Annotated in this window: 22 protein-coding genes and 1 riboswitch; of the genes, 3 read left to right on the forward strand and 19 right to left on the reverse strand. The window is 71.4% G+C overall.

The features are described from left to right. Positions 1-48 precede the first annotated feature (48 nt). Positions 49-1,989 carry a Stk1 family PASTA domain-containing Ser/Thr kinase gene (gene pknB, locus ACWDMM_RS27055; RefSeq protein ID WP_195077954.1) on the reverse strand — a complete coding sequence of 647 codons (1,941 nt, stop codon included), beginning with the start codon at positions 1,987-1,989 and terminating at the stop codon, positions 49-51. Between the two features lie 129 nt (positions 1,990-2,118). On the opposite strand from pknB, the gene ACWDMM_RS27060 reads away from it, so the two are divergent. Beyond that, the gene (locus ACWDMM_RS27060; protein WP_067800581.1) at positions 2,119-2,487 is read left to right on the forward strand and encodes an Rv2175c family DNA-binding protein; all 369 of its coding nucleotides are present in this window, start codon (positions 2,119-2,121) and stop codon (positions 2,485-2,487) included. A 378-nt stretch (positions 2,488-2,865) separates the two neighbouring features. On the opposite strand, the gene ACWDMM_RS27065 is transcribed toward ACWDMM_RS27060, so the two are convergent. The 4 genes from ACWDMM_RS27065 to ACWDMM_RS27080 all read right to left on the reverse strand — a co-directional run bounded on the left by ACWDMM_RS27065 (position 2,866) and on the right by ACWDMM_RS27080 (position 8,374). Next, positions 2,866-3,864 (reverse strand): phytoene/squalene synthase family protein, encoded by a 999-nt coding sequence (locus ACWDMM_RS27065; RefSeq protein WP_449940124.1) that lies wholly within the window; start codon positions 3,862-3,864, stop codon positions 2,866-2,868. Next, entirely contained in the window at positions 3,861-5,579 is a 1,719-nt protein-coding gene (locus ACWDMM_RS27070; protein ID WP_195077841.1) for an alpha-(1->6)-mannopyranosyltransferase A, read from the reverse strand. The genes ACWDMM_RS27065 and ACWDMM_RS27070 overlap by 4 nt, the downstream gene beginning before the upstream one ends. A gap of 63 nt (positions 5,580-5,642) precedes the next feature. After that, positions 5,643-7,226 carry a phytoene desaturase family protein gene (crtI, locus tag ACWDMM_RS27075; RefSeq protein WP_195077842.1) on the reverse strand — a complete coding sequence of 528 codons (1,584 nt, stop codon included), beginning with the start codon at positions 7,224-7,226 and terminating at the stop codon, positions 5,643-5,645. Positions 7,227-7,240: 14 nt separating this feature from the next. After that, positions 7,241-8,374 (reverse strand): polyprenyl synthetase family protein, encoded by a 1,134-nt coding sequence (locus tag ACWDMM_RS27080; protein ID WP_195077843.1) that lies wholly within the window; start codon positions 8,372-8,374, stop codon positions 7,241-7,243. A gap of 185 nt (positions 8,375-8,559) precedes the next feature. Here ACWDMM_RS27080 and ACWDMM_RS27085 point away from each other — a divergent pair, with 185 nt between their 5' ends. Continuing rightward, the gene (locus ACWDMM_RS27085) at positions 8,560-9,561 is read left to right on the forward strand and encodes a methylenetetrahydrofolate reductase (RefSeq protein WP_449940128.1); all 1,002 of its coding nucleotides are present in this window, start codon (positions 8,560-8,562) and stop codon (positions 9,559-9,561) included. Between the two features lie 113 nt (positions 9,562-9,674). On the opposite strand, the gene ACWDMM_RS27090 is transcribed toward ACWDMM_RS27085, so the two are convergent. The 11 genes from ACWDMM_RS27090 to ACWDMM_RS27140 all read right to left on the reverse strand — a co-directional run bounded on the left by ACWDMM_RS27090 (position 9,675) and on the right by ACWDMM_RS27140 (position 20,589). Further along, on the reverse strand, positions 9,675-10,832 hold the full coding sequence (locus tag ACWDMM_RS27090; protein ID WP_449940131.1) for an LLM class flavin-dependent oxidoreductase: 1,158 nt from the start codon (positions 10,830-10,832) through the stop codon (positions 9,675-9,677). Then, complete coding sequence (locus ACWDMM_RS27095) at positions 10,829-11,635, reverse strand: DUF1684 domain-containing protein (RefSeq protein ID WP_195077846.1); 807 nt, start codon at positions 11,633-11,635, stop codon at positions 10,829-10,831. The genes ACWDMM_RS27090 and ACWDMM_RS27095 overlap by 4 nt, the downstream gene beginning before the upstream one ends. Positions 11,636-11,696: 61 nt before the next feature. Beyond that, entirely contained in the window at positions 11,697-12,023 is a 327-nt protein-coding gene (locus ACWDMM_RS27100; protein ID WP_195077847.1) for a hypothetical protein, read from the reverse strand. A 173-nt stretch (positions 12,024-12,196) separates the two neighbouring features. Continuing rightward, positions 12,197-13,819, reverse strand: a complete 1,623-nt coding sequence (locus ACWDMM_RS27105) for a dipeptide ABC transporter ATP-binding protein (RefSeq protein ID WP_195077848.1) — start codon at positions 13,817-13,819, stop codon at positions 12,197-12,199. Further along, positions 13,816-14,628 carry an ABC transporter permease gene (locus ACWDMM_RS27110; RefSeq protein ID WP_449940170.1) on the reverse strand — a complete coding sequence of 271 codons (813 nt, stop codon included), beginning with the start codon at positions 14,626-14,628 and terminating at the stop codon, positions 13,816-13,818. The genes ACWDMM_RS27105 and ACWDMM_RS27110 overlap by 4 nt, the downstream gene beginning before the upstream one ends. Before the next feature lie 128 nt (positions 14,629-14,756). Beyond that, complete coding sequence (locus tag ACWDMM_RS27115) at positions 14,757-15,761, reverse strand: ABC transporter permease (protein ID WP_357209132.1); 1,005 nt, start codon at positions 15,759-15,761, stop codon at positions 14,757-14,759. A gap of 2 nt (positions 15,762-15,763) precedes the next feature. Next, positions 15,764-17,383 carry an ABC transporter substrate-binding protein gene (locus ACWDMM_RS27120; protein ID WP_449940138.1) on the reverse strand — a complete coding sequence of 540 codons (1,620 nt, stop codon included), beginning with the start codon at positions 17,381-17,383 and terminating at the stop codon, positions 15,764-15,766. 121 nt (positions 17,384-17,504) lie between these two features. Further along, on the reverse strand, positions 17,505-18,464 hold the full coding sequence (locus tag ACWDMM_RS27125; RefSeq protein ID WP_195077851.1) for an ABC transporter substrate-binding protein: 960 nt from the start codon (positions 18,462-18,464) through the stop codon (positions 17,505-17,507). Between the two features lie 14 nt (positions 18,465-18,478). Further along, the gene (locus ACWDMM_RS27130; RefSeq protein WP_357112488.1) at positions 18,479-19,246 is read right to left on the reverse strand and encodes an amino acid ABC transporter ATP-binding protein; all 768 of its coding nucleotides are present in this window, start codon (positions 19,244-19,246) and stop codon (positions 18,479-18,481) included. Next, positions 19,243-20,250 carry an amino acid ABC transporter permease gene (locus ACWDMM_RS27135; RefSeq protein WP_357112485.1) on the reverse strand — a complete coding sequence of 336 codons (1,008 nt, stop codon included), beginning with the start codon at positions 20,248-20,250 and terminating at the stop codon, positions 19,243-19,245. Before ACWDMM_RS27135 ends, ACWDMM_RS27130 begins: the two co-directional genes overlap by 4 nt. Before the next feature lie 26 nt (positions 20,251-20,276). Then, positions 20,277-20,370: riboswitch (SAM riboswitch) on the reverse strand. Positions 20,371-20,451: 81 nt separating this feature from the next. Continuing rightward, positions 20,452-20,589: a hypothetical protein gene (locus ACWDMM_RS27140; protein ID WP_357112483.1), complete on the reverse strand. Its 138-nt coding sequence runs from the start codon at positions 20,587-20,589 to the stop codon at positions 20,452-20,454. Between the two features lie 157 nt (positions 20,590-20,746). Here ACWDMM_RS27140 and ACWDMM_RS27145 point away from each other — a divergent pair, with 157 nt between their 5' ends. Continuing rightward, a complete protein-coding gene (locus ACWDMM_RS27145; protein WP_357112480.1) occupies positions 20,747-21,454 on the forward strand; it encodes a hypothetical protein in 708 nt (235 codons plus the stop codon). A 24-nt stretch (positions 21,455-21,478) separates the two neighbouring features. Here ACWDMM_RS27145 and ACWDMM_RS27150 read toward each other — a convergent pair whose 3' ends face one another. The 3 genes from ACWDMM_RS27150 to ACWDMM_RS27160 form a co-directional block, all read right to left on the reverse strand. Further along, a complete protein-coding gene (locus ACWDMM_RS27150; protein ID WP_357112477.1) occupies positions 21,479-22,612 on the reverse strand; it encodes a glycosyltransferase in 1,134 nt (377 codons plus the stop codon). A 35-nt stretch (positions 22,613-22,647) separates the two neighbouring features. Then, positions 22,648-23,430: an LppM family (lipo)protein gene (locus ACWDMM_RS27155; RefSeq protein ID WP_449940145.1), complete on the reverse strand. Its 783-nt coding sequence runs from the start codon at positions 23,428-23,430 to the stop codon at positions 22,648-22,650. Between the two features lie 61 nt (positions 23,431-23,491). Beyond that, positions 23,492-24,232, reverse strand: coding sequence for a carotenoid biosynthesis protein (locus ACWDMM_RS27160; RefSeq protein WP_323124703.1), 741 nt, complete (start codon positions 24,230-24,232; stop codon positions 23,492-23,494). Between the last annotated feature and the right edge of the window lie 49 nt (positions 24,233-24,281).

The following is a 24,281-nucleotide window of genomic DNA, read 5'->3' on the forward strand; positions in this document are numbered from 1 at the left end:
CGTCGGAAAGGTAGGCGCGTGGGCGCCTGCCTTCCCGCGGAGCCGTGATCAGGGCAGAGCGACGATGGTGACGGTGTCGCCCGCCTCGAGGTTGACTCCGATCGCGGGGGTCTGCGAGACCACCAGGGAGCTGTCCGCGCGCGCCAACTGCTTCACCTCGACCTGCAACCCCAGGCTCTCCAGCTTCGCGCGGGCGTTGGCCACGGTCCATCCGCGGACGTCGGGCATCTTCAACGCGTTGGAGATCAGCAGGACGACGCCGTCGCCGGACTGGATGGTGGCGCCCGCGCCCGGCTGGGTGCCGATGGCCTTGTCCGCCTCGACGCTGCGGTCGAACTGCGGTTTCGTCTCGCGGATCGCGATGCCGGCGGCGGCGAGGACCCTGGTGGCTTCCTCGGTGGACTTGCCGCGGACGTCGGGGACCTTCACCGGCTGGGATCCCTTGCTGCGGTAGACCTTCACCTGCGCGCCGAGGGGCAGCACGGTGCCCGGTTTCGGCTCCACCCTGGCAACCGATCCCTTGGGCGCGGTGCTGCCTTCTTCGCCCGCGTCGACCGGTTGCAGGCCGTTGTCCCGGATCAGCTGGTTGACCTTCGACACCTGGTCACCCGCTTTCACGTCCGGCACCTTGGGCTTGCCGTTGGAGACCAGGACGGCGACCGTCGACCCTTTGGTGATCTTGGATCCGGCCGAAGGGTCGCTGCCGACCACGCCGCCGACCGGGATCGTGTCCGACGCCTTCTGCCTGATCTCGGTCTCGAATCCGGCGTTCTGCAGGGTGGCGACCGCCTTGTCGGTGTCCAGCCCGGCGATCGGCGGCACCGCCGTGTAGCGGCCGACCCCGAGCCACCAGCCGCCGACGCCGACCAGCAGGGTGAGAACCGCGACGACGGCCACCCACACCCACACCGTGCGCCGGGAGCGGTTGAGGTCGTCGGCGTAGGGCGGATACGGCGGTGCGGGGTGCGCTTGACGCACCGGTTGCGGGTCGTAACCCTCCAGCGCGTTGTGCTCGAGACGAGGACGCTGGGCGGTGACCACTTTGGTGTGCTGCACCGGCTGCGGTGGATGGGCCGACGCACCGGCCGAGCCGGGCCGGTCGTCCGGCGGAACGGCTCGGTAGCCGGCGCTGAGATGCTCGGCGGAGTCCTGCGGCGCGGGCACCCGGTAGGCGGGCAGCCGTAGCTCGGCGCCGATCAGCCGCAGCGCGGCCGCCATCTCGTTCGCGTCGGCGAACCGGTGGCCGGGTTCGCGCGCGGTCGCCTTCGCGACCAGATCGTCGAACTCCGGCGGCACCCCGGAGATGAACCCGCTCGGGCTGGGCACATCGTTCTCGATGCGTTGATAGGCCACCGAGATCGACGTGTCACCGGTGAACGGAACCCGGCCGGTCAGCATCTCGAAGATCAGCACGCCGAAGGAGTAGACGTCGCTGCGCGAGTCGGCGGAGCCGCTGGTCACCTGCTCGGGCGACAGATAGGCGGCGGTGCCGAGGATGACGCTCGCCGAGGTGGTGTTCGCCGCCGCCACCGCGCGCACCAAACCGAAATCGGCGATCTTCACCTCGCCCGCGTCGGAGATCAGCACGTTCTCCGGCTTGATGTCGCGGTGCACCAGCCCGGCCGAATGCGCGACGCCGATCGCCGCGAGCACCGGTTCGGCGACCGCGCGCACCGCGTGCGGCGGCATCGGGCCGCGCTCGCGCAGCAGCTCGCGCAGCGTGCCGCCCTCCACCAGCTCCATGATCAGGAAGGGGTGGTCGCCGTCGACGCCCTGGTCGTACACCGCGACCAGCGAAGGATGCTTGAGTTTGGCGACCGCGCGCGCCTCGAACTCGAATCGGGACAGGAACTGGGGATCGCCCGCGAACTTCGGGTCCATCACCTTGATGGCGACCGGCCGGTCCAGGCGGGTGTCGACCCCGCGGAAGACCATCGACATTCCGCCGCGGGCGATCGGCGCATCGATCCGATAGCGCCCTTCCAGCATCTGGCCGATCAAGAGAAGTCCTCCGGCTTTCACAAGTCAGCCGCTCCGTGCGGCCCCCACGATGGTATCGACTCGCACCACCCCGGGTGTCTCACGACGTGCGGCGGGGGACCGTCTACCGTTGTGCGGGTGAGTGCATTTCCCTGCAGTGACGACGTCCTTCCGCAGTCGGTGCCCCTGGTGTCGCTGCCGGAGGTGGCCGAGCGACTCGGGCTGGTGGTGACCCGGGTGCACCAGATGCTGCGCGACCACCAACTGATCGCCGTCCGCAGAGCGGGCGTGGCGGGCGTGCCCGAGCGATTCTTCGACGACACCGGCGCGGTCGTGAAAGCGCTGCCCGGCCTGATCACCGTGATGCGCGACGCCAAATACACCGACGAAGAGATCCTGGAGTGGATCTTCACCGACGACGACAGCCTGCCCGGCAAGCCGATCGACGCCCTGCACGGGCCACTGGCCCGCGAAGTGCTGCGCCGAGCCGCCGCCGAGCCGTTTTAGTTCGGCCGCGACTTCGTCGCGGCGCGAACGGAACAGGCTCGGTCTCGCTTCGCTCGAAACCGGTGGTTGTGGTGCGCTGGGCGCGTCGGTAGCGGAACTCATCACTAGGCGCGCGCGGTGGAAGTGGACGGCGAGCGGCTTGCCATGGGCTGTAGCTCGCTCCTTCGTCGCCTACGCGGCGGCCGCGCACACGCGAGCCGGGCCGAGAACGGAACAGGCTCGGTCTCGCTTCGCTCGAAAGTCGTATTGCGGTGCGCTGGGCGCGTCGGTAGCGGAATGCGCTGTCCGTCGCATGCGGGTCTGGAGTGACTGGTCTGCGTGATGACCTTGCTGGTCTGGGCTTCGCTCGAAGCCGGTGTCGCATGGGCGGGGCCGCCGTCAGCGGGCGAGGCGGTCGCGGAGGGTGGCGGTGGTGAATTCGGTGGCGGCTATGCGGAGGCGGTGGTGGCGGGGGACCACCGCGCGGTGGTCGAAGACGGCGTAGTCGCTGCGTTCGATGTGGTGCAGGATGTCGGCGTACAGGGTTGCCGCGGTGCGGATGGCGGGGCGTACTCGCGGTTCGAGCAGGTCGATGCCCGGTTCGGCGCGGCGGTAGAGGTCGCGGTTGACCGCGATGAGGTGGGCGAGGGCGCGGCGGACGCGCGGATCGGTGCGGCCGGTGCGGCGGCACTCGAACAGCAGCTCCTCGTCGACGCCGAACGCGGCGATGGCATCGGCGGGCAGGTAGACGCGGTCGCGGTCGAGATCCTCCGCCACGTCGCGCAGGAAGTTGGTCAGCTGGAACGCCTCGCCCAGCGCGGCGGCGGCGGGCTCGGCCGCGGACACCGGGACGACCGTGCCGAGCACCGGCAGCAGCTGCAAACCGATCGCGGCCGCCGAACCCCGCATGTATTCGCGCAGCTGCGCCATGGTGCCGTAGCGATTACGGAACGTGGGCGCGCCCGGCGCGTCCATCCGCATGGAATCCAGGAACGTCCAGAAGTGCTGGGGGGCAATGCCGTAACGGTGGATGGTGTGGGTGACGGCGGCCAAGACGAGATCGCGCGGCCGTGGGACCGATGCCCAACTCTCGCCGTGCTCGGCGGACGACGCGTGCTGCGCGGAAACGCCGGAGCGCGATTCCAGGGCGACCCGCAGGTCTCGCTCGATCGAATCGAGTTCCGCGGCCGGGCCGCCGTCGTGCGGACGGGCGGCGCGGTCGACGACGTCGTCCACCATCCGCGCGAACGCGTAGAGCGCGTGCACGGCGGGCCGCCGCTCGGCCGACAGCAGCCGCGTGGCGAGGAAATAGGTGCGGCCGTGGGTGGCGGCGATCTGCCTGCACTCGCGATAGGCCAGCGGGAGCAGGGCGGAACCGGATAGGCGGCCCTCGGTCATCGGGCGGCGGGCGAAGCGGTGGCCTCGCCTGGTGTTGCCGCCACAGTGCCCGGCGGCGTGGCGCGCAGCCGCAGCGGGTCCACCGTGCGCAGCGACAGCGCCGCCACGACCGCGGCGAAGGTGGCGGCGGCGACGTGCCAGAAGTTGTACAGGCCGATCGAACCGTCCGGCTGGAACACCAGCATGAGCCACGTGCACACGCCGACCAGCGCCATCAGCGTGGTGGTGGACAGCGCGAACCCGGCGGCCAACGCCAGCGGCCACGAGTAGTACCAGGGCAGCGCGGCGGGGGAGAGGATGACGATCGCGACGAACGCGATCAGGATGCCCGCCACCGCCTCTCGCTCACTGTGCCGGAACCGCCACCAGGTCGATGCCAGCACCGCGACCAAGGCCAGCGCGCACATCGCGCGGGTCACCTCGAGCACCGATTCCAGCCGCAGGGGGGTGATCCAGGTGACCGCGTGCGCCATCACGGTGGGCAGCGACAGCCAGTTGATGATCTTCTTCGACCCGGACAGGGCGGTCAGCCAGCCGATGCCCACGCCCGCGATGGCCGAGGCGGCGACGAAGACGACCGCGAACACGCTCAGACCCAGACCGGCGATCTTGCCGAACACCAGCGCGGGATGCGGCATGTCCTCGGTGGGCTCGGCGGCGTCACCGGGTTGTTCGCTCGCGGGCAGGTGCGCCGGATCGCGCCCGACCCGCTGCGCGGCGCGGCGTTCGCGTTCGTGCAGCATCCAGATCCAGACCAGGAACGGCAGCGCCACACCCGCGGTCGCCTTGATGGCCACGCCGATGGCGACGACGACGATGCCTGCCACGTGATGGCGCTCCAGCACCAGCGCGATGCCGGCGCACATCAGGCCGACCATCAGCATCTCGTTGTGCACGCCGCCGATCAGGTGGATGAGCACCAGCGGGTTGAGCACCGCCAGCCACAGCGCGACGGTCGGCTTGCCGCCGAGGTGCTTGGTCAGATACGGCACCGCCCACATCATCAGCGCGAGACCGGGCAGCATGACCAGTCGCATCGCGATGGTGCCCGCCACCACGTTGTCGCCGGTGACGGCGGTGATCGCCCGCCCGAGCAGCAGGAACACCGGGCCGTACGGCGCGGTGGTGGTGGTCCACACGGGGCTCACGTTGTCCAGCAGCACACCGGGATTCGCCACCGGACCGACCTGGTAGGGATCGAAGCCGTCGCGCAGCAGCGCGCCCTGAGCGAGATAGGAGTAGGCGTCGCGGCTGAACATCGGCACGGCGAACAGCAGCGGCGCGATCCAGATGCCCACGATGGCGCGCAGCTCGTTGAGGGTCACCTCGGCGCCGGTGCGGTCGGCCGTGCCGATCGTCGCGCGCCCGAGCCGGACCCACGCGGTGATCATGAGCAGCACGCCGATCCAGATGCAGATGGTCGACAGCGCGTAGCCGTGCCCGAACCGTAGCCAGGACAGGTGCATGGCCTCGAGCAGCGGGTCGCGCTTGCGGACGCTGCCCGCGCCGAAGCCGCCGAACATGATCATGATCGCGCCGAAGAAGCCGAGCAGGGCGGCATGCCCCTCCGGGCTTCTGGCGAAGTCGGCGGAGGTGCGGACCCACCACAGGAAACGGCGGGGGGCGGCCGATTCGCGACCTGCGGAGGCGGGCGACGAGGAGCGGATGTCACCGGCGGAGGCGGCCTCAGCGGTGCGCGTTTCGGGGGATGCCATCTGGTGTCGGTCCCCCCGAATGGTCGGCGGTCGCAACCGCGAGCGAATAGGTCGGCGCTTAGTTTACGGCGTCGCCTCGAACACTATCCGGCTGGTGCGCGGGGTTCCAGGCGAAGTGGGTCCGAGCTCACCGGCGATGCGGTTTGCCGCCAGTTTCCCGGAGAGCAGCGCGGTCGGCACGCCCACACCGGGCGTGGTGCCGCAACCAGCGATAACCACGTTGTCGCTGGAGCGTGGGAAATTGCTCGGCCTGAACGGACCGGTCTGGCGGAAGAGGTGAGCCGCGGAGAACGGCGTGCCCGCGAGCATGCCGTGGTCGAGCCAGGTCCGCGGGGTGTCGAGCCGATCGACGGCGAAGTGCTCGGCGATTCCCTGGTAGCCGCGCTTTTCCAGCACGGTGAGCAATTCGCGGAGATAGGCGGGCCCGAGGCGCGGCCAGTCCAGCGGTGCGGCCGTGAGATTCGGGCACGGCGCCAGCAGCGAGAACGGTTCGTAGCGGCCGTCGGCGCGGTCGATGAACAGGCTCGGGTCGGTCAGAGCGGGCCGGGTCAGCAGCAGCGAGGGATCGCTCATCAGCTTGCCGCGGCCCCGGCGGGCGGTGATCTCGGCGAACGTCCGGTCCCAGGCCTGCCCGAACTCGATGGTGTGGTGCGCCTGCACCGGCCAGCTCGCCGCCACCGCGGCGGGGACGGTGCCGTGCGCGACGACCGCCGACGGCGAGGCACGTAGACCGCGCCTCGGCCGTACGCCCAACCGGTCGAGCGAGCCGAGGTCGGCGGTCAGCACCAGCGCGTCGCAGTCGAACGAGCGTCCGTCGGCGGCGCGGGCGCGCCGGGCCCGACGGCCCGCGTAGTCGATCCCGATCACTTCGGTGTTCAGTTCGAGTGTGCCGCCGGCTTCGGTGAACGCTTGCGCCAGCGCTGCGGCGATCGCCCGCATCCCGCCCTCGGGGAAGTACACGCCCAGCGAGGTGTCCATGTGCGGGATCGCGCCGTAGACGGCGAGCGCCCGAGCGGGTGGCATGCCCGCGTAGAGCGCCTGGAAGGTGAACAGTCGCGCCAGCCGCTGGTCGCGCAGGAACCCGCGCACCCGGGGGCCGAGCCTGCCGAAGCCGCCGAGTCGCACCAGTTCGGCCAGGGCGCGGCGCTTGTCGGGGACGCGCACCATATCCAGCGGCGAGTCGAAGTTCGTGTCCATGAACTCGGTGAACTCGGCCGCGTAGATCCGCGCCAGCCAGTCGCGCAGGCGCCGGTATCCCCGCGCCTCGCCCGGGCCGCAGCTGCGCTCGACTTCCGCGGCCATCACGTCCGGGTCGGCGAAGACCCTGATCTCGGCGCCGTCGGCGAACCGGGCGTGATAGCCGGGCGCCAGCCGGTGGATGCGCAGCGGCGGCGCGCAGGTCTCCGGGGTACGGCCGACGGCGGCGAGCGCGTCGGTGATCAGCTCGGGCAGCGTCAGGACGGTGGCGCCGGAGTCGATCTCGTAGTCGGCGCCCAGGTAGCGCCCGACCCGGCCGCCGGGGTGGTCGGCTCGCTCGAGCAGCGTCACCCGATGACCCGCGCCGGTCAGATACAGGGCGGCCGACAGCCCGGCCAGTCCAGCGCCGACCACCACGACGCGATCGGTCGGTCCCGCGACGGTTCTCATCCGAGTCTCCTTGGTCACGCGGCGCGCTTGGTGGCGGCCAGCGCCATCGCGCGCAGCCGTTCCTTGGCCGCGGTCGTCGCCGAGCTGGCCTCGATGGCCGCCAGGCCGGTGTCGGTGAGTTCGGCGATCCGGTGCTCCACCTCGTCGACCGCTCCGAGTTCGACCAGCAGCGCGCGCAGCCGCTGCACCTGCTCGGCGCTCAGATCGGTGCCGATGCTCGCGCGCAGCAGCGCGGCCGCGGCCGGATCGCCGGCGTCGGCGCGCCGCAGCGCCTCGGCCAGCAGCACGGTGCGCTTGCCCTCGCGCAGGTCGTCGCCGGACGGCTTGCCGGTGACCGCGGGATCACCGAACACGCCGAGCAGGTCGTCGCGCAGCTGGAAGGCGATCCCGATGGCGGTGCCGAATTCGCGGTAGGCCTCGACCAGTTCCTGGTCGGCGGCGGCGATGGCGGCGCCGAGGTGCAGCGGGCGTTCGACGGTGTAGGCGGCGGTCTTGTACCGGTTGATCCGCAGCGCGGCCTCGACCGATTCGTCGCCGCCGGCCTCGCCGTTGATGTCGAGCAACTGGCCGCCGAGCACCTCGGTGCGCATGTCGGCCCACACCGGAGCGAACCGGGCGATCGCCGCGGGCGCGAGGCCGGACGCGTGCACCATGTCATCGGCCCAGGACAGCGCCAGATCGCCGGCCAGGATGGCGACGCTGACGCCGAAGTGCGCCGCATCGCCGGACCACCCGCGGTCGCGGTGGCGCTGCTCGAAGTCGACGTGCACGGTGGGGAAGCGGCGGCGGGTGCGGGAGGAGTCGATGATGTCGTCGTGGATCAGCGCGCACGCCTGGACGAGCTCGAGCGCCGAGCAGGCGGTGAGCACCGCGGCGGCGTCGGGCGCCTGCGGATCGCCGCCCGCGCCGAGCCACCCCGTCCACGCGAACGCGGGCCTGGTGCGTTTCCCGCCGCGGAGCACGAACTGCTCGAGCGCGTCGGTGGCCTCGACGAAGACCGGGCCGAGGCGCTCGGTCGCCGGGCGGCGAGTGGCGAAGAAGCGGGTCAGGGCGTCTTCCACGGCGGTGACGAAGGCGGGGGTGCCCGGCTGCGGCACCGCGGGACGCGGCTTCTGGGTACCGGTTGCGGCGGACAGAGGAGCCTCCAAGGTCGTGCGGACGGTGGACGCACGGGGTCGCGGAGGGTGCCCCGGCGCTGCGGATGATTCGGGGCCGAGCGGGAGGCGGTCGCGCGTGTCGCTCGGCGTGGCGAACAACTCGCCCGCTGCGAACAATACGCGGGGCGTGCGAGCGACCCGACAGGACCGCCACCGGCCACCTCTACACTGAACCGGTGACTTTCGACAACGTGCGGGGCAGCTCGACCCCTGGCCGGCCGTCCCGGACGCACCCGAACGTCTCCGCCACACCGTCGGTCGTACAGAGTCTGCGGGCGCACGCGGGGCACGCGGTGCCGTTCTCCGTGGAGTTCAATCCGCCTCGTGACGCCGCCGCCGAGGCGCGGCTGTGGCGCGCTGTGCGGCAGTTCGAGTGCATGCACCCGGCGTTCGTGTCGATGACCTACGGCGCGGGCGGTTCCACCCGCGACCGCACCGTCCGCGTGACCGGGCAGCTGGCGCAGGAGACCACGCTGCTTCCGGTGGCGCATCTGACCGCGGTGGAGCACAGCGTCGCCGAGCTGCGCTCGCTGGTCGGCGCGTACGCCGACTCCGGCATCCGCAACATCCTGGTGCTGCGCGGCGACCCGCCCGGTGATCCGCTCGGCGTGTGGCACAAGCATCCCGAGGGCGTCTCCTACGCCGAGGAACTGGTGCGCATCGTGCGCGACCTCGGCGATTTCCACGTCGGCGTGGCCTCCTTCCCGCAGGGCCATCACCGTTCGCCGGACCTGGCGACCGACACCGCGTTCCTGGCCGCGAAACTGCGCGCGGGCGCGGAGTATTCGATCACCCAGATGTTCTTCGACGTCGAGCACTACCTGCGCCTGCGCGATCGCCTCGTTGCGCTCGACCCGATCGAGGGCGCGAAGCCGATCATTCCGGAGCTGATGCCCATCACGTCGCTGCGCACGGTGCAGCGCGCCGAGGAGCTGTGCGGCAGGCCGCTGCCCGCCGCCGTGCTGGACCGGCTGCGCAAGGCGGCGGGCGACGGCGGCGAGGAGAACGCCGCCGCGGTGCGCGCGGCGGGCATCGAGATCGCCACCGAGATCGCTCAGCGGCTGATCGACGAGGGCGCGCCCTGCCTGCACTTCATCACGCTCAATTTCGCCAAGGCGACCAGCGAGGTGCTGACCAACCTCGGTTACGGCGTCACGGCCACTCCGGTCAGCGCCTGACGCGAACGGCTGTCCGGGGGAACGGGCGCCTGGACGAACCGACGGTCGGCGGGCCCGGACGCCGACCGACGGAGCGCGAAGTCTGCAGGCGCCGCACCAGGGCGCACCGGTATTCAGGCCGCGACGGCCGCGCGCAGCCCCCATGCCTCGGCGAGCAGCCGATACGATTCCAGCCGGTCGGCGTGCCGATGGGTGATCGTGGTGACCAGCAATTCGTCCGCCCCGCTGACGCGTTGCAGCGCGTCGAGCCGTTCCGCGACGGTGCCGGGTGAGCCGACGAACTGGGTGGCCAGGCGGTCGTCGACCAGACGTCGCTGCTCCGCGGTGAGCGGAGCGATGGTCGCAGGGTCGGGGTACTCGGCCGCGCCCGCGCCGCTGCGGATGCTGTAGACCCAATGCCCGTAGCTGGCGGCCAGCCGCTGCGTGGTCGCGTCGTCCGGGGCCACCACCGCGTCGGCGGAGATCACCACATACGGCTCGGCCAGGTCGGCGGACGGGCGGAACGCCGCGCGATACGCCTCGATCGCGTCCAGCGCGGTGCCCGGCGAGACGTGATATGCCGCGGCGAACGGCAGTCCCAGCCGTCCGGCCAGCTCCGCGCTCTCGCCCGCGGTGCTTCCGAACAGCCACAGCCGCACCTGGGCGTGCTCCCCCGGAACGGCGTGCAGCGCAACGCCTTCTGGGCTGACGAAGCTGCCCGCCAGCAGGGCGCGCACCTCACCGATCTGCTCGGCGAAGTCGAGCGGCTGCGCGCCGCGCTGCTGCAGCGCGCCCACCGAGGCGACGAACTTGGACCGGTCCAGGATGCGGCCCGGGTCGAACGGCGGCGGGACGACCACGCCGTCGCGGATCTCGGTGCGCCCGGTCACGGTGTCCACCACCGGTTTACCGCCCTTGTGCCGCCCGGCTTCGGCCCCGAACTGGCTGCGTCGATGACCCGACCGGCCCAGTCCCAGGTCGAGCCGGCCAGGGTACAGCGCGTCGATCGTGCCGAAGGCCTCAACGATCGAGGCCGAGGTGTGATGACCCACCTGCACGGCCGCCGAACCCACCCGGATGCGCTCGGTGGCCGCGGCGACCAACCCGATCAGGGTGATGGAGGATGAGCTGGCCACCGAGACGAAATGGTGTTCGGCCAGCCAGTACCGGTGGTAACCCCACTGTTCGGCGTGCTGGGCCAGATCGACGGTGTTGCGCAGCGCCTGCTGCGCGGTGGAGCCGGCGCTGATCGGGGACAGGTCGAGGATGGATAGGGGAACGTGCCCGCTCATGCCGCACGCCCCTGCCGCGGATCCTGCTCGCCCGCTTCGATGGCCACGCGCAGCCGGTTCTGCGCGGGCGCCACCGGGCAGGTCGCGAAATCGGTGAAGGCGCAGGGCAGATTCGCCGCGCGGTTGAAGTCAAGCACGACCGTCCCGTCCGGGCCGGGAGCGCCGACGGTCAGCGAACGCGCGGCCGGGTAGGTGGTCACACCGCTCGTCGCGTCGGTGAACAGCACGCGCAGGTCGTCGCGGTCGCCGAACGCGACGACCCGTTCGGTCACCGCGCCGATGCGGAATTCGATGGTGCCCGCCGCGCTGTGCTGGTGTTCGATGCCCTCGACCACCGCGCCCGTGACCACGGTCCGCGGTTCCTCGAACGGTGTGAATCGCCCGGAGACCACCCAGCGCGGGTCCGGTCGATAGGACGGGATGCCGTCGAAGGTGAGCAGGGCGGGCGCGGCCGGGTCGTGCACCCGGACCGCGTAGCGACCCGTGCGGCGGATCACCTCGAGCACCCGCCGCTCCTGGCGGACGTGCAGTCCGGGCGCGCCTTCGGCGGGCGTGACGATCTGCACGCCCGCGATGCCGATTCCGTCGTACTCCAGCCGATCGGCCGGCTGGGCGGTGATGAACACCTTCTCGTCGGTGACCCACCAGGTGCCGGGGACACCCGGCAACCGCTCGGGACGGTCGGTGAGCCAGTGCAGCCCGGTCAGGCTGAGGAAGCCGAGCGGGTCGCGCAGCTGGTCTTCGCGCGCGTGGTGCCAGCGCGCCCACTCGGTCTCGAAAACGCTGGTGATGCTGGTGGTCATGACGCTTGGACTCCTTCGTGGGCGGTGGGGCGAGGGGGACGGCGCTGGAGGCGATGGGTCATCAGGCCGTGCCCTCCGGGTCGATCTGCTGCCGCAGCGCCGGATGCGTTCCCGCTGCGGCTACATCGGGTGCCAGAAACAACGCCTGCTGCCACAGTGCGGCGGCCAGCGGGGGTGAGGACCGGACGTCGCGTCGGTCCCGCGGGGCGCGGACCGGTGCGACCGCGTGCACTCGCCCGTTGCCGAAGGTGCCGGCGGCACGCGGGGCGCGCATCCGGGTGCGCCACCAGCGGGCCGGGTCGGCGTCGAAGGTGGCGGCTGGACCGTCCGGCGCGTCGGCGGGGTCGGCGTCGGCGGCGGGTTTCCGGTTGAAGGCGTAGTACACCATCAGGGCGATCCTTTTCGGTCGGTGCCACCACGTGCTCGGCTTGTGGCCGCTGGTGGGCTCCGGTGAGCGGGGAGGGGTAATCGCGGAGGACGGGACGGGTTCGGGGCGACTGCGGCACGGAGCCCAGCAGGGCCGGTTCAGCACGCGGCTGTGGCGGTAGGTCGGAGGGGCCATCAGGGCACGCCTTTCGCCACGGCCGGCGCCGGGATGGCCGACAACAGCTCGCGGGTGTACTCGTGCCGCGGATCGCCGAAGATCTCCGCGGTGCGGCCGGATTCGACGATGCGACCGTGCCGCAGCACCGCCACGTGATCGCTGATGCGGCGCACCACCGCCAGGTCGTGGGAGATGAACAGGTAGCTCAGCGACAACTCGGCCTGCAGCCGGTCGAGCAGTTCGAGTATCTGCGCCTGCACCGAGGCGTCCAGCGCGGACACCGGTTCGTCGAGCACCAGCAGCTCCGGGTGCAGCGCGAGCGCCCGCGCGATGGCGACGCGCTGGCGCTGTCCTCCGGACAGCTCGGCGGGCTTGCGCTGGGCGAACCCGGCCGGGAGCGCGACTTGCGCGAGGAGCTCCGCCACGCGGTCGCGGCGCTGCGCGCGGTCGCCGACCCCGAACGCGCGCAACGGTTCCTCGATGATCGCGCCCACCCGCCAGCGCGGATCCAACGACGCGTAGGGATTCTGATACACCACCTGGAAGCGTTTGCGCAGCGCGCGCAGCCGCGACCCGCGTGCCCGCGACAGCGGTTGCCCGTCGAAGACGACCTCGCCGCGGTCCGGTTCGGTGAGCCGCAACGCGATCCGCGCGGTGGTGGACTTGCCCGATCCGGATTCACCGACCAGCGAGAGGGTTTCGCCGCGACCGAGTTCGAAGCCGACCCCCGCCACCGCGGTCACGCTGTCGCCCCCGTGCGCCCGGAAGGTCTTGTGCACGTCGCGCAAGATCAGCAGCGGCTCGCCGTCGCGCGGCTCGGGGTCGCGGTAGCCGCCCGCGGGAGCGAGGCTGGGCGAAGCGGCGAGCAGGCGTTTGGTGTACGGGTGGCGCGGTGCGGCCAGCAACTCGGCGGTGGCGCCGCTCTCCACCACCTCGCCGCCGTTGAGCACCACCAGCCGGTCCGCGCGTTCGGCGGCGACGGCCAGGTCGTGGGTGATCAGCAGCACCGCGGTGCCGCGCTGCGCGATCTGCTCGGCGAGCCGATCCAGCACCCGGCGCGCGACGGTCGCGTCGAGCGCGCTGGTCGGCTCGTCGGCGATGACCAGCTCCGGTGCGCAGGCCAGCGCCGCGGCGATCAGCACCCGCTGACGCTGCCCGCCGGACAGCTCGTGCGGGTACTGGGCGGCCCGCAGCTGCGGCCGGTCCAGTCCGGCGTCGGCCAGCAGCTCGATCGCCCGCGCTCGCGCCGCTTTGCGGTCGGCCAGCCCGTGCACCAGCAGCGATTCGGCCACCTGAGCGCCGACCCGCCGGACGGGGTTGAGCGACAGCCCTGGGTCCTGCGGGACGAAGCCGACGCGCGCTCCCCGCAGCCGCCGCAGCGCCCGTTCGGAGCCGGTGTCGACCACGGCGCCGTCGAAGGTCACGGTTCCCCCGGCGAGTTCGGCGTTCGGACCGAGCAAGCCGATCACGGCGTGGGCGAGCGTGGACTTGCCGGAGCCGGACTCGCCGACCAGCGCCACCACCTCGCCGCGGGCCACGGTGAGCGACACACCGTCGAGCGCGGTGATCGGACCGGTGTCGGAGCGATAACGAACCCGCAGGTTCTCGACCTGCAACAGCGGAGATGCCGAGGCGCTCACGCGGATTTCCCCTTCCCGATCGCGCGTCCGAGGCGCTGGGCGGCGAGCACGACGGCGATGATGACCAGACCGGGCAGGGTGGTCATCCACCACGCGGTCGCCAGATAGTTGCGTCCCTCGGAGATCAGCGTGCCCCACTCGGGTGTCGGCGGCTTCGCGCCGTATCCGAGGAAGCTCAGCGCCGACACGGCCAGCACCGCCATGCCGAATTCCACCGCGGCCAAGGCGAGTACGGGCTGGTAGGAGTTGGGCAGCACGTGCCTGGCCAGCACCGTGTACCAGCGCACGCCCGCGGCGTGGGCGGCCTCGACGAACACCGCTCGGCGCACCCGCAGCACTTCCGATCGCATCACGCGCGCGAAGTTGGCCACCAGCGAGATGCCCACCGCGACGGCCACATTGCGGGTGCCGAAGCCGAGCGCGGTGACCAGCGCGAGCGACAGCAGCAGCGACGGCACCGACAGCAGCACATCGACCACCCGCATGACGACCGCGTCCACCACGCCGCCGATCGCGCCGGACAGCAGCCCGAGCAGTGACCCGGCGATCAGCGCGATGCCCACCGCGGCCAGGGTGGCGGTCAGCGACAGACCGGCGCCGTGCACCATCCGGGTGTACAGATCGCGGCCGAGATTGTCGGTACCGAACCAGTGCTGGGCGCTGGGGCTCTGCAACTTCTGCGCGGGCACGCCGGTCAGCGGGTCGCCACCGGCGAAGACCGACGGCGCCAGCGCCCACCCGACGGCGAGCAGGGCGACGGCGCCCGCGACCAGCACTCCGGCATTGCCGCGCAACGTCTTCCATCGCACGACCGGTCGCCGCAGGCCGGGCAGCACCGCTCTGCGCTGTTCCTCGGTGACGTCAACCACGAGTCCGCACCCCCTCGGCGAGCGGTGCGCCGGGCACGAGCCAGGCGATGGGAAGGACGGGAGCAGGGTCAGGCACGAACGATCGCCTCCTCGGCGGTGTCGGCGGCGGTCTGCTCGGACTCGCCGCGCACCCTGCGGGAGCGGGCGGCGATACGCGGGTCGAGCAGCGGATACAGCAGGTCCACCGCGAGATTCACGCTGACGAACACCACCGAGGTGAGCAGCACGATGCCCTGCACCACCGGGATGTCCTGCGCCAGCACCGCGGTCTGGGTCAGCCGCCCGACGCCCTGGCGGGCGAAGACCGTCTCCACCACCACCGATCCGGCCAGCATGTTGCCGACCAGGACCCCGGCGATGGTGAACGCGGGCACGCTGGCCGGGCGCAGCACGTGCGTGCGCCGCACCCACCAGCGCGAACCGCCCTTGGCCAGGGCCACGTCGACGAACGGCTGACGCCAGGTCGTCTCCAGCCCGGCGGTGAGCACCTGCGCGATGACCGCGCCGATCGGCAGGGCCAAGGTGAGCGCGGGCAGCACCGTGCCGGCGAAACCGTGCCCGCCGAACGCGGGCGCCAGCCGCAATTGGAACGAGAACACCTGCAACAGCAGCAATCCGGTCCAGAAGGTCGGCACCGAGACGCCGAGCGACGGCAGCGCGGTCAAGGCGTTGCGCAGCCAGGGCCGCCGGCTCTGCGTCGCCGCGAACGCCAGCGCGACACCGCCGACGACCGCGAAGAGCAGTGCGGTCCCGGCCAATTCGAGCGTGGCGGGCAGCGCGTCACCGATCGCGCCGGTGACCGGCTGCCCGGTCGCGATCGAATGCCCCAGGTCGCCGCGCACCGCGTGCCCGAGCGCGGTCGAATATTGTTCCCACAGTGGCCGATCCAGCCCGTAGCGAGCTTGCAGCTCGGCGATGGCGGCCTTGTCCACCGGCGTGCCGGCGCCGCCGCCGTCGGCCGCGATCGAGACCGGGTCGGCGGGCAGCAGATACAGCACCACGAACGACAGCGTGAACGCCGCCCACAGCACCCAGATCGCCTGCAATGCCCGCAGGGCCAGATAGCGCGCCATGACTATCGTCCGCTCAGCCAGGTGTCGAAGAACTGCAATCGGGCCGAGGCTTCGAACTTCAGGTCCCGTGTGTTCCCGCTCGCTCCGATGGCCTGGGACAGCTCGACGGTCGGCAGCTGCAACCCGGCGTCGAGCACCTGTTCCTGCGCGGCGCGGATGAGCCCGTTGCGTGTCGCGGTGTCGACGGTGCTGACCTGCCCGTTCAGCACGTCGTCCAACGCGGGGATGGGACCGCGCGCGTTGAGATTGCGCCCGTCGAGACCGAAGGTGGTGCGCAGAATGTCGCCGTCGGCGCGGGTGGTGTTGCCGTAGAAGGCGTCGAAGTCCTTGCTGCCCTGCCGAGCGGTGGCCTCCGCCGTGGACACCAGATCCAGCTTCAGCTCGACGCCGACCTGCCGCAGCTGCTGCTGGACCAGCTCGAGGATCGCCTGGTTGCCCGCGAACACCTGGCTGAACAGCACCGAGAACGACAACCGCTCGCCGTTCTTCGCCCGGACGCCGTCCGCCCCTGGCAGCCATCCGGCCTGATCCAGGAGGGTGCGCGTCTTCGCCGGGTCGTAGGCCAAGCGCGCGGACAGGTCGGTGTAGCCGGGTGTGCTGCTGGCCAGCGTGCTGGTGGCGGGCTTGAACTGCGGGCCGAGCACGGTGTCGACCAATTGCTTGCGATCGATGGCGGGCAGCAGGGCGGTGCGCACCGCCGGATCGCGCAGCGGCCCCCGGGTGACGTTGAGCTGCAAGCCGAACGGCACACCCGGATTGGCGGTGCTGAGCACCCGTCCGCCCGCCGCCTCGATCTGCGCCGCGTCCTGCGGCAGCGCGTCGCTGATCGCGTCCAGCTGCCCGGAGGCGAGACTGCCGGTGCGGACACCGGATTCGGGCACCACGGTGAACTCGATCTTGTCCAGGTAAGCCTCGCCGCGATGGGCGAACACCGTCGAACCCCAGTGGTAGCCGGTTCGTTTGGCCAGGGTCACCGCGGCGTCCTGGCGGTAGGCCGCGTAGGTGAACGGCCCGCTGCCGACGTTGTCGCCGAGGCAGCGCTGCTCGGCGGGCTTGGCGGTGGTCACGTCGGCGAGGATGCCGAGCGCGGCGGTCGAGGACGCCTGCAGGAACGGCGCGTTGGGCTTGCTGAACTCGACCCGGGCGGTGAGCCGGTCCACGACCGCGGTGCCGACGTAGCCGGTGAGGTAGCTGCTGCCCAGCGGCGCCTTGCCCGAGCCGAGCTTCACGACCGAATCGAAGGTGTTGCGCACCGATTCCGCGGTGAGCGGCGTGCCGTCGCTGAAGGTGACGCCGTCGACGAGATGGAAGGTGAAGACCTTCGCGTCGGGGCTGGACTCCCAGCTGTGCGCCAGCCACGGCTTCAGCTCGCCGGTGGCCGGGTCCTGGTCGGTCAGCGAATCCACGATCTGCCGGGCGACATACAGCGTCTGATTGGTGCCTGCCTGGGCGGGATCCGAGCAGGTCGGCGCCTGCGACAGGCCGTAGCGCAGCGTGCCGCCCGGCTGGGGCGGGCCCGCGTCGCCGCCGGGCGCGGCCGAATCACTGCCGCAGGCGGCCACGGTGGTGGCCGTGGCGAGCGCGCCGGCCAGCGCGACGATTCGGTGACGGGTTCGGATCACGGGGCAACTCCAGATACTTCGGGACGGACGAGTTTCTCGTCGGGGTCGGGGTCGGTGTCGGCGGTCGCCGACGGCCTGCTGGGAACGCGGCGGCGCCATTCGGGCGCGACGCGCCATCGGCTCATCGCTTCTTCGGCAGGCCGGGCGGGTTGATCCGCGATTCGGTGACCGTCTCGCTCTGCAGGCCCCAGCGGTCGATCACCTGCTGATAGGCGCCGTGCTCGATGGCGTAGGCCAGTGCGTGCTGCACGGCGGTGATCAGCCCGTTGTCCTTCTTGGTGAGCACCGCGATCTCGCCTTGCAGCGCCTCGCCCGCACCGGAGAAGGTGCCGACGATCCTGGTCTGTTTCGCGGTGGCCGCGTGGTAGATCGCCGTCGGGTTCGGTCCGAGGTAGCCGTCCAGCCGCTGCGAGGCCAGCGCCAGGTAGTAGTCGGTGACCTGCTGGAAGTAGGCGATGTCGATCGGCGCCAGTCCCTCGGCCCGGTTCTGCTCGTTCCACTTGACCAGCAGCTGTTCCTGGTTGGTGCCGCTGCCGACGCCGATCCGCTTGCCCGCCAGGCTCGTGCGGTCCTTGTAGTCGAGCTTGCTCTGGATCGGCACCTCCAGCGCGACGTTGTCCTTGCGGTAGGTCGCGAAGTCGTACTTCTCCTTGCGTTCCTCGGTCACGGTGACGTTGGAGATGAACGCGTCCACCTCCCCGGAGTCCACCCGCACGAAGTTCTGCGACCAATCGGCCACCCGCGCGTCGAGTTTCAGGCCGAGGATGTCGGCGATCAGCGAGGCGAAGTCGACTTCCGAGCCGACCACCGTCTTGTCGTCGGTGGCGTAGAACCGCAGCGGCGGCGCCGCGCCGGCCGCGCCGGTCACCACCAGCGTGCCGCGGTCGCGGATCGCCTTCGGCACCTCGGCGGCGATGGCGTCGACCTTGGCCACCCTGATCCGGCCGGATTGGGCGGGGGAGAGGTCGAAGGTGATCGAACCGGCGGGCTGCGCGGCGTTGTCCGCCTCGGGTTCGGTGCAGCCGGTGGCCAGCAGCGCGACCGTGGTGGCGGCGACGGTGACCAGGGCGGAGAACTTCATCGGAAACCTGTTCGTCAACGGACTCGGGAAAGGAACGCGCGGGTGCGCGGGTGTTCGGGATGGTCGAGGACGGCCGAGGGCGGGCCCTGCTCGACGATGACGCCCTCGTCGAGGAACACCACGGTGTCGGCGACCTCACGGGCGAAACCGATCTCGTGGGTGACGATCACCAGCGCGGTGCCGCCGTGCGCCAGATCGCGGATCACGTCGAGCACCTCGCCGACCAGTTCCGGGTCGAGCGCGGAGGTCGGCTCGTCGAACAGGATCACGCGCGGGCGCAGCGCCAGCGCGCGGGCGATCGCCACTCGCTGCTGCTGCCCGCCCGACAGCCTGCGCGGATACGCGTCGGCCAGGTGTCCGATGCCGACCCGGTCCAGCAGCAGGCGCGCCTCGCGCTCCACCTCGGTCCGGTCGCGCCGCTGCGCCGACAGCGGCGCCAGCGTGACGTTGTCGAGCACGGTCAGGTGCGGGAACAGATTGAACTGCTGGAAGACGAAGCCGATCCGGGAGCGCTGCTTGCGCACCGCGTGGTCGGGCAGGGCGTGCAGGCGATCGCGGCGCAGCCGGTATCCGATCAGCTCGCCGTCGATGTGCACGGTGCCCGCGTCCAGCGTCTCCAGATGGTTGACCACGCGCAGCAGGGTGGACTTGCCGGACCCGGACGGGCCGATCACGGCCACCACCTCGCCGGAGCGCACGGTGAGATCGATGCCGCGCAGCACCTCGTGCGAGCCGAAGGACTTCCGCAGGCCGCGGACCTGCACGGCGGGTGCGGCGCTCATCGGGTCGCTCCGCGCGGTGCGGCGGGACCGGCCTCGGCGACCTCGCGCAGCTTCCGCCACGCGCGTCGCAGCGGCGTCGGCGGCGGCGTGCGGTGCGCGCCCTTGGCGTAGTGGCGTTCGATGTAGTACTGCGCCACCGACAGCACGGTGGTGAGCACGATGTACCAGACGGTCGCGACCATCAGCAGCGGCACCACCCGGCCGTTGCGCCCGTAGATCACCTGGACCTGGTAGAACAGTTCGGCGATCGCCATGACCGACACGATCGAGGTGCCCTTGAACAGGCTGATCACCTCGTTGGTCGCGTTCGGCAGGATCGAGCGCATCGCCTGCGGCATGACCACCGTGCGGAACTGCCGCAGCCGCGGAATCCCGAGCGCCGCCGCGGCTTCCAGCTGACCCGCGTCCACCGCGATGAACCCGGCCCGGATGATCTCCGCCGAATAGGCCGCCTGATGCAGCGCCAAGCCGATAACGGCGGCGGTGAAACCGCTGATCACCCCGTTCACCTCGAAGGTGAACAGCGCGGGCCCGAACGGGATGCCGACCGAAAGGGTCTGGTACAGGTAGGCGATGTTGAACCAGAACAGCAACTGCACGATCAGCGGGATCGAGCGGAACGCCCAGATGTAGACCCACGAGAGCACCCGCAGCACCGGGTTGTTCGACAGCCGGGCGATCGCGAGGGCGGTGCCGAGCAGAAAGCCCAGCGCCGTGCCCCATGCGGTCAGCTCCAGGGTGACCCGCAGCGCCGACAGCACCGACTTCGCCGTGATGTACCGCGCGAACGTCGGCCAGTCCCAGCCGGGATTGGTGGCCAGGCCGTGCACGAACTGGGCGAGCACGATCAGGGCGACGGCACTGACCACCCAGCGCCAGGGATGCCGGGTCTTCGCCACGGTGGGCGTCGCGGCGCTCGCGGTGGGGGCGGACGTGCCGGTCGGGTCCGGTGCGCTCGGCGCGGCGGCCTCGGGGGCGGCGTCCGGCGCGGTGGACGCGCTCATGACGGGTCCTCGATGATCACTTCGGTCCTCCATCGGTCCCGGCGGAAGCACCCGCACCCGGTGACCGGGGGGTTGCTGCGACGTCGACGAGCCAGGTCTCTCGGTCGCTCTGGATGGTTGGCGCCGACCCCCTGTCAACGGCTGTCAGGGGCGAGCCGAATCATGATGCACAGCAAGGGAAGCATGGAACAAGAGAAGTAATCACCGTGAGCGTAGACCTTGTCCACGCGCGTGCATCGGATCCTTGTAGTAACCAGGCGTGCGCTGCTCGATCGAGGGCGCGGTGAGTTCGCCGGTGCAGGACAGGCGCTGCGGGACGATGCCGGTCCGATGCAGCATACGGGTATCACCGAGGCTGGGGAACGCCGGTGTGCGACGCTGAGGTCCGTTCCGGGCAAACAGGACTCGCCACGAAATTGCTGTGTGGAATCCCGGCTGATGAATGCGTTTGCCGGAGTACTGTCCCCCTCGATCGTTCCGCCGATGAGGAGGTTTCGTGACCATATTGCGCCGTCTGACCCAGTTGTCCGCTGTCGCGACCAGTTCGATGGCCCTCGTGTTCGCCGGGCCCGCCGCCGCGTTCGCGGCTCCGGACGTAACGCTCCCCGCATCCGCCGAGGACTCCGTGCCGATCGCCGCTCCCGGTGACCTGTTCGGCGCGTATCAAGCCGCGCTCGACGCGCTGCGCGCGCTCGGCATCCAGCCGTTCGCCTACCCCAGCGCGTCGGCGTTCTGCCTCGACAACACCACGGCCGGGCTGGCGCCCGCCGTGGCAGGCGCCATCCCGGGGCCGTGGCCGAAGAACACCGTCCAGATTCCCGGCCAGGACCTCAGCGCCGTCAAGGCCGGGCAAGCCATGTTCACCTTCGTGCCCTACGGCCTCGGGCCGGACGGTCCGAATACCGGAGGCATGCAAGTGGCCTGGCTCAATCTGAACACCGGCCGCGGCGGCACGGCCGCCATGGGACCGTTGCCCGAGGTCGCCCGCTCGATGATCCCCGCGGCCGTTCCCGCCGACCTGCGACCAGCCGCCGAGCAGGCGATCCGCGACTTCCTCGTCGCGTCGCTCCCGATGGGCGGGGTGCGTGCCGTTCCGGTGGACACCGGCAAGGGAACCGTGCTCGCCGCGGTCTTCGGCTCGGTGCAGAACGGCGCCAAGTCCTGCGTCTTCCTGCCGACCGTCGGAATCACGCCGGTGCCGTGAGGTTGCGGCCGCGGCTCGGCGCGATCAGGGAAGCGAGCGACCTTTCCAGCGCGCCGTGCCGCGGCGACGGGCCCGGTGCGACCGCGCCCACAGCAGCAGATACGCCGCCACCGACACCGGGTGCGCGACGGCGGCCGGCAGGTCAGATGGCCGCAGCGGGCCGCCGGTCTCGGTCGAACGGGCCAGCAACCGCCCGGCGACGGCGGCGAGCCAGCCGATCGATCCGGTCGTTCGGGTCGCTCCACGGCCGAACACCGCCATCGCGGGCGGCGCCCAATAGGCAAGGGCGGCAATCAGTCCCACCGCCGCACCGCCAGCGATCGTGCCGTCGTAGGCCGACCAGAGCCAGCGGGTGTAGCCCGCGTCCAATTCCGCGGCGCCGCGATACATCCTGGTGCGGGCCGACGCTCCCGCGGCCACCAGAACCGTCGAGTGACCGGCTCGCCGCAGCGCACGGGCGATATCGAGGTCCTCGGTGACGCTCCCGGCCACCGCCGCGTGACCGCCCACCGACCGGTAGGCGGCGTTGTCGAACACGAGGAACTGGCCGCAGGCCACCGCCGTGGCGGGCCGCAGGCTCCGGTCGGCCGCGGTGATCGGCAGCGTCGAGGCCCACGACCAGCACAGCAGGGGCTGCACCACGGCCTCCGCCGCCGAACCGGCGACTTGCAGGGGCCACGGCGAGACCAGCGCGGCGCCCCGACCGCGCAGCGCCCCGACCGCCGCCGCCAGCGCCGTCGGGGCCAGGCGCACGTCGGCGTCCAAGAAGATCAGCACCGGCGTCGACACTTCCTCGGCCAGCCGGACGCAGGCGGCTGCCTTTCCCGTCCAGCCGGGAACCGGATGGAGCTCGCTGCGCAGCAGCGTGAAACGCGGATCGCCGTCGATGGCCGCGCGGGCGGCGGCGCCGGTGTCGTCGGTGGAAGCGTCGTCGAGAATGCGCACCGCCATGCGCGGCACGCCGATCTGGGCGCGCAGGTCGCCGATCAGCTCGGGTAGCCGGTCGGCCTCGTCACGCGCCGGGATACAGACGGTGACCGGTTCGATCACCGTCGTCGGGGTGGTCGTCAACCGCCGCACGGTGACCCGGTTGTACAGCGCGATGCCCGCGCCGAGCGCCGCCACCGCGGTGGCGCAGGAAGGCAGGATCCTCACCATGCGGGCCACGCTATCCCGGCGCACCGACCTGTCGCTCAGCGATTCTGCGTCACCGACCGCCACCAGCGGCTCAGGGAGAAGCCGACTTCCGGCGCACCGGGCGCGGCGGGGTTGCGGTCCATGTACGCCATGGCGGCCACGATGGCGGCCACCGCGAGGGTGATGCCGCCTGCGATGCCGGCCCAGCCCGCGAACGAGCGGGTGTTCGGGTCGGCGTAGCTGACCTCGGCGCGCAGCGTGGAGACATCGCCGGGCGGCAGCTTCCAGGACACGACGTTGTCGCCTTCGCGGCTGCCGTTGGTCTTGGCGACGCGGGCCGGGAACGCGATGGTGAACTGCACGTCCGACCCGTGCGGCGGAACCGATTTCAGATCGACTCGCCCGGTCAGGCTGACCAGGTCGCCGGTGCGCTGGAACTGCAACTGGAACATGCCCTGGGTCTGCTCGGACAGCTGGCCGAGCTGCTGCACCTCGCCGAAGGACAGATCCTCGAAGAAGACCTGGCTGCCGGTGTACCCGTCCTGGGCGTACGGCTCCACCCGCACCTTGGCGGCCAGCGTCTCCGGCGCCTTCAGCTGCGGGCCCTTGTCCCCGGCGTCGGCGGGCACCACGGCGGCGACGATCCGTCCGGACACCCGGTCGTTGGACGAGACTCCCATCGACACCTGCACCCGCAGGCAGGCGGCGAGCAGCGGGACCAGCATCGCCGCGAGCAGGACGACCGAAGCGGCACGCACACCGCGGCGTGGGACCCGTCGCTGCGGGAGATCCGGGGAATCGAGCTTCGTGGTGACGGGACTCGGCTGCACGGGTGACATCGTGCCAGGCCATCCGCCCGGAATGAAACGCGCCAGTCGCAGCGCGCGTCGGCGCGCCGGGTCAGCGCCGCGCGCGAGCCAGCGCGACGAGCAGGGGAACGCCGAGCATCCCCATGCCGGCGAAACCGTATCCGGCCGACGGCGCGAGACCGAGGAACGCCGCGTGCGCCAGCGCCGACCCGAGCCAGGTCCACAGGAAGAAGGCCACCGGGACCGCGACCGCGCGGCCACCAGGCCGCATCCGTACCGGATCCGGCGCCGCTCGCTCCCAGACCGCCAGCAAGCAGCCCATCACCAGCGCGACGCCGAACCAGCCCAGGTAGTTGGTGACCGGAATCAGGTCCAGTCCGGGCAGCCCGGATCGGGTGTCGCACCAGGTCCACTGCCCGTCGGTCACCATCTGCGGATCCAGGAACAGATCCCAGCCCACCGCGCCCACCGCCGTCGCCGCGACTCGCACCGCCGTTCGCCGCGACAGCAACCCGGCCACCACCCACACCGGATACATCCCGCCGGTCCAGGCCAGCGGGACCAGCAGCGGCACCTCGAGCAGGGCCGGCCCGAGCCGGTCGGTCGCGTACTCGTAGCAGCCGAACGGTATGCCGGTCGCGGTGCCGATCACCTCGGCGGTGAGGCCGATGCCGGAGACGACCACCAGGAAACCGACGGCATAGCGCAACCCCCTTGTCGCGGTCGCGTGCGCCAGCGCGGCGGCGGCGGACAGCAGTACGACCGCGATGGTGACGCGGTCACGCGCGGCACCCGCCGTCAGCGGGTAACCGATCTGCGCGACGATCGTCATGGCGACCAGGGCGAGTGGCAGCAGCAAGCCGGCCGACCGAGCCGTTGGG

It is taken from the genome of Nocardia sp. NPDC003726, assembly GCF_053586955.1.